This is a genomic window from Acidobacteriota bacterium, from assembly GCA_026393755.1.
Lineage (GTDB): Bacteria > Acidobacteriota > Vicinamibacteria > Vicinamibacterales > JAKQTR01 > JBAXOX01.
Map to the genome: position 1 here is coordinate 286,582 of JAPKZO010000032.1, position 10,132 is coordinate 296,713.

The following is a 10,132-nucleotide window of genomic DNA, read 5'->3' on the forward strand; positions in this document are numbered from 1 at the left end:
AATGGGCCCGTTTGAAATCGTCGGCGTCGTCACCGGCATTCTCGGCGTGTGGCTGACGACGCGCCAGAAGATCTGGTGCTGGCCCGTTGGGCTCGTTTCTGTCATTGCGTTCATCGTCGTCTTCTTCGAGGCGAAGTTGTACGCCGCCATGGGGCTCCAGGTCGTCTACGTGGTCCTGGCTTCCTACGGCTGGTACGCGTGGCTCCACGGCGGAACCGACCACGGCGAGTTGCGGGTCTCGCGCATTTCGAATCGAATTCTGGTGCCGTTGACGGCTTTGGGATTGGCATCGACCGCGCTCCTGGGTGTCTGGCTCCAGCGCCGCACCGACGAAGCGCTGCCCTTTCTCGACGCCTTCACCACGTCGTTCAGCCTGGTCGCCCAGTGGATGCAGACGCGCAAGCACCTGGAGAACTGGTCGCTCTGGGTCGTGGTCGACCTGATCTACATCAGCATGAGTCTGACCCAGGGTCTGAGGCTGACGGCGGGCCTGTATGCCGTTTACGTCGTCCTGGCGCTTCTCGGCTACCGCGACTGGCGCCGGTCAATGACGGTGGCCCGGGAGCCGGCATGAGCGCCTGGCCGCTCGTCGTTGTGCTCACCGGCTCGGAGTGCACCGGGAAGACAACGCTCGCCGGTGACCTGGCGGTATATTTCGGGGCACCCTCGTCGCCGGAGTACGTCCGCGAGTACCTCGACCGCAAGGGCACGCCGCTCGACGCGTCGGATGTGTCGTCGATCGCACACGGACAGATGCGCGTCGAGGACGAAGCGGCCTCGTCTGCGTCGCGTCTGGTCATCAGAGACACCGACCTCATCAGCACCGTGGTCTACAGCCGGCACTACAATGGCGCGTGTCCGCCGTGGATCGCTGATGCAGCGAAGCAGCGGTTGGCGGACCTGTACCTCTTGCTGCACCCGGATGTGCCGTGGCAGGCGGATGGCCTCCAGCACGACAGGCCCGAGCAACGAGCTGACATGCACGAGCTTTTCCGCCGGCAACTGGATGTGTCCGGCGCTCGCGTCGTCGACATTGTTGGATCGTGGGAGACGCGCCGGGAGACTGCGATTGAGGCTGTCACGCAGGCGGTCGCCCGAGCCTTGTCGGCCGCGTCGTCGGCTTGAACGGACGCGTCGGTCTATGCGAGGTTCCCGTTCTGCCTCGTCTTCAAGAAGTCACACCACTTGTCCATCCCTGCGCCTGTCTGTGCCGACACTTCGAAGATCCTGGCGTTCGGACTGACGCGGCGGATGTTCTCGAGGGCCGAGGCGCGGTCGAAGTCGACGTGCGGCGCCAGGTCGGTCTTCGTGATGACCACAACGTGGGCATGGCGGAACATCGGCGGGTACTTGAGCGGCTTGTCCTCGCCCTCCGTGACCGAGAGCAGCGCCACCCGCAGGTCCTCACCGAGATCGAACTCGGCCGGACACACGAGGTTCCCCACGTTCTCAATGATCAAGATGTCCAACGTCTTCGCATCAAGCTGCCCCACGGCGCGCGCGATCATCTCGGCGTCCAGGTGGCAGAGCGTTCCGGTGGAAATCTGGACGACCGGCGCTCCGGTCGTGCGCAGCCGCCGCGCGTCGTTGTCGGTCTCCAGGTCGCCGACGATGACACCCACGCGTGCGGCAGGTTGCAGCCGCTCGATCGTCTTCTGAAGCAGCGCCGTCTTGCCCGACCCGGGAGACGAGACGACGTTCAGCGTGAGCAGGCCCAGTGCCTTGAAGAAGCCGCGGTTGCGCTCGGCCATTCGGTCGTTGGCCGCAAAGACGGACTGGTGCACCGCGATCTCACGAGAACCCCGCGCGAGTCCGTCTTCCAGTGGATGGTCGTGCTCGTGGCTATGGGCGTGAGGATGCCCGTGGTCATGCTGGTGCGGATTAGCGTGATCTTGTTCAGCGTTGTGGACGTGCGGGTGTTCGTCGTCGTGCGCCCGGCTGTGGTCGTGGCCAGCCTCGACAAGCGGCGACGGCACCTGGTCGGCCGGCTTGCCATCAATCCTGGTCGGACCCGGACGGCCGCATCCGCATTCGACGCACATGACTAATCGATCTCCAGCGATACGACGTCGAGTTCCCGGCCCCGCCGCATCTCGAAGCTGGGCACGTGGCACGTCGGACAGCCGCCGATCAGATCGTCGGCTTCGAACTCGTCGGCGCACGTCATACACCAGAAGGCGCCAGGCACGAATTCAACGACGAGCCGCGCTTCCGCGGCCAGTGTGTCCCCGCGCAGCACGGTGAACGCGTGGTCCAGCGCTTCGGAGACGACGCCCGTCATCCGGCCGACCCGCATCCGAATCTCGCGAATGCGCACGGCGCCAGCCGATCGGGCCTGTGACTCGGCAATCTCGAGAACCGACTGCATGATCCCCACTTCGTGCACGGCAATTCTGATTCTATACCCCGGACGCGACCATCAGTCCGCCGTCGGGGCACGGCATGCCGTGCCCCTACCGGGCAAGCAGGGTAGAATTCCAAGCACATGGTTGTCCTCAAGATCCCCGGGGGTCTCGCGCTCTCGACCTTCCGCCTCGACAAGCTCAATCGACTCGTTCGCGCGCAGGAGCCGGGCCTTGAGATTCGATCGGCCCGGTTCTGGCACTTCGTCGAGACGGCTCGGAGCCTGACGCAATCGGAAAGCGACACACTGACGAAGTTGCTGACCTACGGCGGCGTTGCGCCAGAGCCTGTCGGCCGCCCGATCCTGGTCACGCCACGATTCGGAACGATTTCTCCGTGGTCGTCGAAGGCCACGGACATTGCGAAGCAGTGCAGGCTCGATGCGGTCAAGCGCGTCGAGCGAGGTACCGCATTCGACGTCGAGGGCACCGGGGCGGTGTGCGCCATCTTCCCGCTGCTGCACGATCGGATGACAGAGACGATCATCGGCAGCATCGATGAAGCCGCCGGCCTCTTTCATCACTCTGCGCCGAAGCCGCTGACGCTGGTGGATGTCCTCGGGCGCGGGCGCTCGGCGCTCGACGAAGCCAATGCCGCCTTCGGCCTCGCCCTCGCGCCGGACGAAATTGACTACCTGGTGGCGTACTTCACAAGCCACCGGCGCAATCCGACCGACGTGGAGCTCACGATGTTCGCGCAGGCGAACTCGGAACACTGCCGCCACAAGATCTTCAACGCGTCCTGGATCATCGACGGCCAGCCCCGCGCCGAAACACTGTTCGGGATGATCCGGAAGACGCATCAGGCGCACCCGCAAGGGACGGTCGTGGCGTATTCCGACAACGCCGCCGTCATGGAAGGACGCCGGGTGCGCCGGTTCTTCGCGGACCCGGATACCGGCCGCTACCTCTACCGGGAGACCGATCTCCACACGCTGATGAAAGTGGAGACACACAATCATCCGACGGCGATTTCGCCGTTTCCCGGAGCGGCCACCGGATCGGGCGGCGAAATCCGCGACGAGGGCGCTACCGGCCGCGGTTCCAAGCCCAAGGCGGGTCTCTGCGGCTTCTCGGTGTCACACTTGCGCATTCCCGGGCACGAGCGGCCATGGGAGGGTCCGGAATCGAGGCCCGGCCGCATCAGTTCGCCGCTGGCCATCATGATTGACGGCCCGATTGGGGCCGCCTCGTTCAACAACGAGTTCGGGCGTCCAAACCTCGCCGGCTACTTCCGCAGTTACGAGCAGCGCGTGGGCGGCGTGCTTCGCGGGTACCACAAGCCGATCATGCTGGCGGGGGGCGTTGGCAACATCTGCGCAGACGACGCCCTCAAGGCTGACATCCCGCCCGGCTCGCTGCTCGTCCAGATCGGCGGGCCCGGCATGCTCATCGGCATGGGAGGCGGGTCTGCCTCGTCGATGACGACCGGCGCCAACACGGCCGACCTCGACTTCGACTCGGTCCAGCGTGGCAACGCGGAGATTCAGCGGCGCGCGCAGGAAGTCATCGATCGCTGCTGCGCCCTCGGGACGGCCAATCCCATTCTCTCGATCCATGACGTCGGGGCAGGCGGTCTGTCGAACGCGCTGCCTGAACTGGCTCACGGCTCGGGCCGGGGAGCACGGATCGATCTGCGGGCCGCACCCAACGAAGAACCCGGGATGACGCCTCGCGAGGTGTGGTGCAACGAGGCACAGGAGCGGTACGTGCTGGCGATTGCGCCAGCAGATCTCGATCGTTTCCGCGCACTCTGCGAGCGCGAGCGCTGCCCCTTCGCCGTCGTCGGCGTCGCCACAGACGATGAGCGGCTCGAGGTTCAAGATCCGCTCTTCGGTAACGCGCCGGTCGACATGGACTTGCCGGCGCTGCTCGGCAAGCCGCCGCGGATGACCCGCGATGTCGCCCACCGGACGATCAACGTCGAGCCGTTTGACGGGCGGGGTGTGTCGATTGCCGAAGCCGCCCATCTGGTGCTCGGCGCTCCGACGGTGGCGGACAAGACCTTTCTCGTCACCATCGGCGATCGCACGGTCGGCGGCCTGTGTTCGCGCGATCAATCGGTGGGGCCGTGGCAGGTCCCCGTGGCCGACTGCGCCACGACGCTGCTCTCCTTCGAGGGCTACGCGGGCGAGGCATTCGCCATCGGCGAGCGGACGCCGATCGCGGCGATCGACGCGCCGGCGTCCGGGCGAATGGCTGTCGGGGAGGCCTTGACCAACCTGGCGGCCGCCCCCTTGCGCGCACTCTCGCTGGTCAAGCTCTCCGCGAACTGGATGGCCGCCGGCGGCGCGCCGGGCGAAGATGCGGCACTGTTCGACACGGTTCGAGCGGTCGCGCTCGAGTTGTGCCCCGCGCTCGGCATCAGCATCCCGGTCGGCAAGGACTCGATGTCGATGCGCACGCAGTGGACCGAGGACGCCGCGGCCCGCGATGTCGTAAGTCCGGTGTCGCTGGTCGTTTCGGCGTTCGCCCCGTGCGACGATGTCCGGCCCACGTGGACGCCACAGCTGAAGACCGGCGTCGGCGCGACATCACTCGTGTTGATCGACCTCTCTGGCGGCCAGGCGAGGTTGGGTGGCTCCATCCTGGCGCAGGTGCTCGGACAGGCCGGTGGTGACGTGCCGGATCTCGACAGCCCGACGGCCATTCGCGGCCTGTTTGCGGCGCTCGCTAAACTGCGGGCAGCAGGCCTCGTGCTGGCGTACCACGATCGATCGGACGGCGGCCTCTTCGTGACGGCGGCGGAAATGGCCTTTGCCGGTCATGCTGGCGTGACGCTTGAGGCAGACGCGATCGGCGCTCGGCCGGCTGTGGATGAATCCGGCCTTCTCGCCGAGTTGTTCTCGGAGGAACTGGGCGCGGTGATCCAGGTTCGCGATGCCGACCTCTCGAGGGCGCTCGCGGTGTTACAGATCCATAGTGTCGACGGCCGGATGGTTGGGCGCGTCACTGAGGACGGCACGCTGCGCGTGACACGCGGCGGCCAGGAGTTGTTCTGCGAGTCGCGCGTCGCGCTGCAGCGCGTGTGGAGCGAGACGACGTGGCTGCTGCAGTCTCTGCGCGACAACCCGGCATCAGCCCAACAGGAGTACGACCGGATCCTGGATGGCGGCGAGCCTGGCATCACTCCGGTCTTGCGGTTCACGCCGGCCGAAGATGTCGCCGCGCCGTTTGTCGCGACAGGCGCCAGACCTCCCATTGCGATCCTGCGTGAGCAGGGCGTGAACGGCGAAGTCGAAATGGCGGCGGCGTTCGACCGCGCCGGCTTCGAGGCGCACGACGTGCACATGAGCGACATCATCTCCGGGCGCGTGTCGCTCGAGTCGTTTCGGGGCCTGGCGGCGTGCGGCGGGTTCTCGTACGGCGACGTGCTGGGCGGCGGTGAAGGGTGGGCGAAGTCGATTCTCTACAACCCCCGGGCCCGCGACGAATTCTCGGCGTTCTTCGAGCGGTCAGACACTTTCGCGCTCGGCGTCTGCAATGGATGCCAGATGATGGCCGCGTTGAAATCGCTGATTCCCGGAGCGGAGGCCTGGCCGCGGTTCGCCAAGAACGCGTCCGAACAATTCGAGGCCCGGTTGATTACGGTGGAGATCGTGTCGAGCCCCTCGTTGTTCTTCACGGGAATGGCCGGGAGTCTGCTCCCCGTTGTCACCGCGCACGGCGAAGGCCGAGCGGTGTTCGACCGGCCCGAAGACGCGCAGCGGGTCATCATGTCGGCTCGGCTGGTCGATAATCGGGGGCGGGCGACCGAGGTCTATCCTCTCAACCCGAACGGTTCACCCGGTGGCCTGACTGCCGCGACCACCGCCGACGGCCGGTTCACGATCCTCATGCCTCACCCTGAACGGGTCTTCCGTTCGGTGCAGCTCTCCTGGCATCCGGACAGTTGGGGCGAGGACAGCCCCTGGATGCGGCTCTTCCGCAACGCGCGCGTCTACGTCGGCTAGTGTCCGGCTACTTGCCCTTCGTCGCCGCCGGCTTCGCCGGAGCCGGCAGATCGACCACCGCCGCCTGCAGAATCTCCTTGGACTTCTCGTCCTGCACGAAGGCCACCACGCGAAGGTGTGACGTGTCGATGGCGTTCTTGCGTTCGATGAACTGGAACTTGCCGAAGCGCTGACTCGCGCCGCCCTCCATGTCATCCAGGTGCGCCTTGGCGTCGGCCACAATCCTGGCGACGTCGAACGTGTGTGTCACCTTCGTGGTTTGCCCGGGCGCAACGTCGAAGCCGAGTTTGTCCTTTTCGGTGGACGCCAGACTGCGAACGACCATCGGGTGAAACCGCACGCCGTTCTCGCCGGTGTAGTGCACGATCTCCTCGACCAGCGCCACCTGCAACCTGAGCTTCTGATCGACCTTTCCGGTCCTGGCCGTCTTTCCGACCTCAGCCGCAACATCAACCTTCCCGTTCTTCATGCCGGCCTGCAGCTTGATCCGCGCGCCTGGCTTACCCTCGAGGCGCTTGTCGATGACGGATTCAACCGAGTCCTTGAAGAGCCTCTCCGCCTGGGCCGCGCCGCCGCCGCCGACCTTCTGGCTTCCGCCGTCGATGACGTAGGTGGGCGTCCCCGGCACGTCGTAGAAATCCTTGCGGGTCTGCGTGGACGGGTTGGTCATCGGATCGGGCCGCGGGATGTGGAGGTGATAGACGAGCACCGCGACGTCCTTGGCCGAGTAGCGATCAAGGGCTGCCTCAAACGCCATGTCGGCCGCAACGCAGGGCGGACAGCCGGCCCCGGTGAACAACTCGGCGACAACCATGCGATCGGTGCGCTTCTTTGAGGCCGTGTACGGCGTGGTCTCGACTTTCGCCGCCTCCTTCTCGTAGCGCTCGTCGAGCATCTTGTCGAGATCGGCGGGCGATCCGCCGTGTGTCTGCTTGTAGACCGCCTCGAGGTCGGCTCGCGACGCGGCCGTCACCCGGCCAGCCATCGTGGCTACCGTCAGGTACTCGATCTGTTCGAACGGATGGTTGGCCAGCTTGGCGTAATCCGCCAGCTTCAACGCCGCGACCCCTCCCGTCTTGGGCGCCAGAGTGTAGGCATCCCGATAGGCCTTCTCGGCGTCGGCCGTCTTCCCCCGCTTGTCCAGAATCTGGCCGAGTGTCATCAGACCCGCCTGCCGCTGTGAAACGAGCCGGCTCGAGTACTCCGCATCCGTCATCGCCGGACGCGGTTTGGCTGTCGGATTCCGCTTGGCCGCCTCGGCCTGCGCTTCGGCGGCAGCCTTCTTCTCGAGGTCTATCCACGCTTTCTCATTGCCGAGCACGTCGAGCGCTTTCTTCGCGTACTGTTCGGCCTCGTCGAGCAGCGCGCCGGTGCTTGTCAATCCGCTGGCGACGGATCCGAGACGCCTCGCCCGCTCATTCGGGGTGGATGCCGCATCCACGAACTTCCTGGCCTGTTCCTGGAGAGCCTTGAGGTCGGTCGTCGCCCTCTTGGTCATCGTGTTGATGATGCTGGCCTCGGCGGAGCTGGCCGCCGAGGTCTTCGGGAACTCGGCGATCACCTTGTTGAGCGCCTCAATCTGCTTGTCGGGATCGGTAATGGACGAAGCCTCCTTCAGCGCCTTGGCTTCGGGAGTGACCTCGCGCGCCGGGGTCGTGGCAGCCGGGGCGGGCTTCGGATCGGCTGGCTTCTGCCCGGTCGATCCTGTGACCGGCGGCTTCGCCTGAACGGCGGGTTTGGCGGTTGGAATCGCCGCGGGTTTCGCCTGGTCGGCGGGTCTTGTCTGGGCCGCGGTAGTCGCTGGTTGTTTCGGAGCAGTCGGTGTCGTCTGTGCGGCAGCGGCGGAGGCGCTGATGATGGCGGCGGCCATCGCGGCGGTGCACAGTCTGATGGTGAAACGGGAGCGGTGTTCAATCGTCATGATGCCTCGCTATGGGAGAGCCCGGGCGGGACCGGGGCGCCCCATTGTGCAGCGAATCCGGGCTGGTTGTCACGCGCAAGTCTGGTCTATCTTGACTCGGTGAATTCGGACGTGCCATCCTCGAGGATCGTGGCTTGTGAAGGAGGTGCCGTGTGACGGGTGGATCTCGCAGGATTCGGGTTGCGGCGGTTGTGGAGATCGCGTGCCTGACGGCCCTGGCGGCGGCGGTCGCGGCCAGTAGTCACGCACGGTCACAGGATCCGACGGCCGCGGCGGCGCCAGTGAGCGCCCAGGAGCTTCCAGTCCACAAGATTCCGATTCCCGGCGAGGCCGCCGAGGGGTACTTCTCGCCCGACAGCAAGAGCATGATCTGCAACGCCAGGATGGCGGACGACAAGCAGTTTCAGGTCTACACGTTCAAGCTGGATGGCACCAGCGTCCGGCGGATCAACGACAAGGGCGCTGACGCGTGTTCGTTCTACTACCCGGACGGGACGAAACTGATCTGGACGTCCACCCGCGACAATCTCGACATGCCCCCCGGCAACTTCTCCGACGCGAACGACTACCCGCAGGGCGCCGAACTCTACACCTCCGACCTGGACGGCGGCCACGTCGTCCGCATGACAACCAACAAGGTGTACGACGCGGAGGTTACCGTTTCACCTGACGGCAAGTGGATCCTGTTCGGGCGGCAGGTGGACGGGAAGATGGATCTCTACAAGATGGGGCCGGACGGGAGCGGTCTGTTCCAGATTACGCACACGCCCGACTGGCAGGAAGGCGGCGCGCAGTGGATGCCGGACGGCAAGACCATCATCTACCGCGCGTGGAAGATTCAGGATCAGGGCCAGCGCGGCATGCCGATGCAGATCTTCACGATCAGGCCTGACGGCACAGGCACAAAGCAGATCACGTCGGAGGCCGGAACGAACTGGTCCCCGGCCCCCGCGCCCGACGGAAGGCACTTCGTCTTCGTCAAGCTGCTCCCGCCGCGCAACTTCGAGATCTTCATGATGGACATCGTGAGCGGCGAGCAGCGCCGCCTCACGTACAATGATGCGTTCGACGGGTTCCCGGCCATTTCGCCTGACGGACACTGGATGGGCTTCTCGTCGAGCCGGGGCGCGGCACCCGGCGAGCGTAAGATGTTCATGTACTTGATGGATATTTCGAGCCTCGAGGTTGGTCGCAGCCGCCGGTAGGCCCCTTCTCACAGGAAAGATACGTCAGATGGATCAGCAGGCCCTCACTTTCATCCACTACTTCCCGATCGGGACGTCGATCGTCGCGATCACGTTTTCGACGTTGCTGTTCCGAAAGTACCTCGCGCACCGGTCGCCGCACCTGTTCTGGTGGGCGTTCGGCGTGGCCTGTTACGGCAGTGGCACCGTGGTGGAGAGCCTGATTACGCTGTCGGGCAACACCGTGCTCCTCAACAAGCTGTGGTACGTGACCGGTGCACTGCTCGGCGGGTATCCGCTGGCGCAAGGGTCGGTGTATCTCACGCATTCGAAGAAGTTCGCCGATCGGGCGACGGCGATTACGCTGCCGTTCGTGATCGTCGCGTCGATCCTCGTCTTCCTGTCGCCGGTGCGTATGGAGATGCTCCAGGTGACGCGCCCGACCGGCGCCATTCTGGGCTGGAGCTGGATCCGGCTGCTGACGCCGTTCATCAACCTCTACGCGTCGTTCTTCCTGATTGGCGGCGCGGCCTACAGCGCGTGGAAGTACTTCCGCAACGAGCATGACGGCCACCGGGCGGCGGGAAACGCGCTGATCGCGGTGGGTGCGCTCATGCCCGGCATCGGCGGATCGATGGCGAAGGCCGGCTACGTCGAGGTCCTCTACGTCCT

Annotated in this window: 9 protein-coding genes; 6 read left to right on the forward strand and 3 right to left on the reverse strand. The window is 65.5% G+C overall.

Going from position 1 to position 10,132, the window contains the following annotated elements; all coding sequences use genetic code 11:
- Nucleotide 1 precedes the first annotated feature (1 nt).
- On the forward strand, nucleotides 2–574 hold the full coding sequence (pnuC, locus tag NTV05_14905) for a nicotinamide riboside transporter PnuC (protein ID MCX6545688.1): 573 nt from the start codon (nucleotides 2–4) through the stop codon (nucleotides 572–574).
- A complete protein-coding gene (locus NTV05_14910; protein ID MCX6545689.1) occupies nucleotides 571–1,125 on the forward strand; it encodes an ATP-binding protein in 555 nt (184 codons plus the stop codon). The genes pnuC and NTV05_14910 overlap by 4 nt, the downstream gene beginning before the upstream one ends.
- A 14-nt stretch (nucleotides 1,126–1,139) precedes the next feature.
- On the opposite strand, the gene hypB is transcribed toward NTV05_14910, so the two are convergent.
- A complete protein-coding gene (hypB, locus tag NTV05_14915; protein ID MCX6545690.1) occupies nucleotides 1,140–1,784 on the reverse strand; it encodes a hydrogenase nickel incorporation protein HypB in 645 nt (214 codons plus the stop codon).
- Between hypB and NTV05_14920 the strand changes: the two genes are divergently transcribed.
- Complete coding sequence (locus NTV05_14920; GenBank protein ID MCX6545691.1) at nucleotides 1,779–2,048, forward strand: hypothetical protein; 270 nt, start codon at nucleotides 1,779–1,781, stop codon at nucleotides 2,046–2,048. The genes hypB and NTV05_14920 overlap by 6 nt on opposite strands.
- Here NTV05_14920 and hypA read toward each other — a convergent pair.
- Nucleotides 2,045–2,377, reverse strand: coding sequence for a hydrogenase maturation nickel metallochaperone HypA (hypA, locus tag NTV05_14925; GenBank protein MCX6545692.1), 333 nt, complete (start codon nucleotides 2,375–2,377; stop codon nucleotides 2,045–2,047). The genes NTV05_14920 and hypA overlap by 4 nt on opposite strands.
- Nucleotides 2,378–2,485: 108 nt before the next feature.
- On the opposite strand from hypA, the gene purL reads away from it, so the two are divergent.
- Nucleotides 2,486–6,355: a phosphoribosylformylglycinamidine synthase gene (gene purL, locus NTV05_14930; protein MCX6545693.1), complete on the forward strand. Its 3,870-nt coding sequence runs from the start codon at nucleotides 2,486–2,488 to the stop codon at nucleotides 6,353–6,355.
- Nucleotides 6,356–6,362: 7 nt separating this feature from the next.
- Here purL and NTV05_14935 read toward each other — a convergent pair whose 3' ends face one another.
- Complete coding sequence (locus NTV05_14935) at nucleotides 6,363–8,276, reverse strand: hypothetical protein (protein ID MCX6545694.1); 1,914 nt, start codon at nucleotides 8,274–8,276, stop codon at nucleotides 6,363–6,365.
- Nucleotides 8,277–8,428: 152 nt separating this feature from the next.
- Between NTV05_14935 and NTV05_14940 the strand changes: the two genes are divergently transcribed.
- Nucleotides 8,429–9,481 (forward strand): hypothetical protein, encoded by a 1,053-nt coding sequence (locus NTV05_14940; GenBank protein ID MCX6545695.1) that lies wholly within the window; start codon nucleotides 8,429–8,431, stop codon nucleotides 9,479–9,481.
- A gap of 28 nt (nucleotides 9,482–9,509) precedes the next feature.
- Nucleotides 9,510–10,132 (forward strand): hypothetical protein (locus tag NTV05_14945; protein MCX6545696.1); only part of this gene is annotated, 623 nt, incomplete at its 3' end.

Coding starts and splice junctions, on each gene's coding strand:
- pnuC (MCX6545688.1), top strand. CDS start 2: ATGGGCCCGTTTGAAATCGTCGGCGTCGTCACCGGCATTCTCGGCGTG.
- NTV05_14910 (MCX6545689.1), top strand. CDS start 571: ATGAGCGCCTGGCCGCTCGTCGTTGTGCTCACCGGCTCGGAGTGCACC.
- purL (MCX6545693.1), top strand. CDS start 2,486: ATGGTTGTCCTCAAGATCCCCGGGGGTCTCGCGCTCTCGACCTTCCGC.
- NTV05_14935 (MCX6545694.1), bottom strand. CDS start 8,276: ATGACGATTGAACACCGCTCCCGTTTCACCATCAGACTGTGCACCGCC.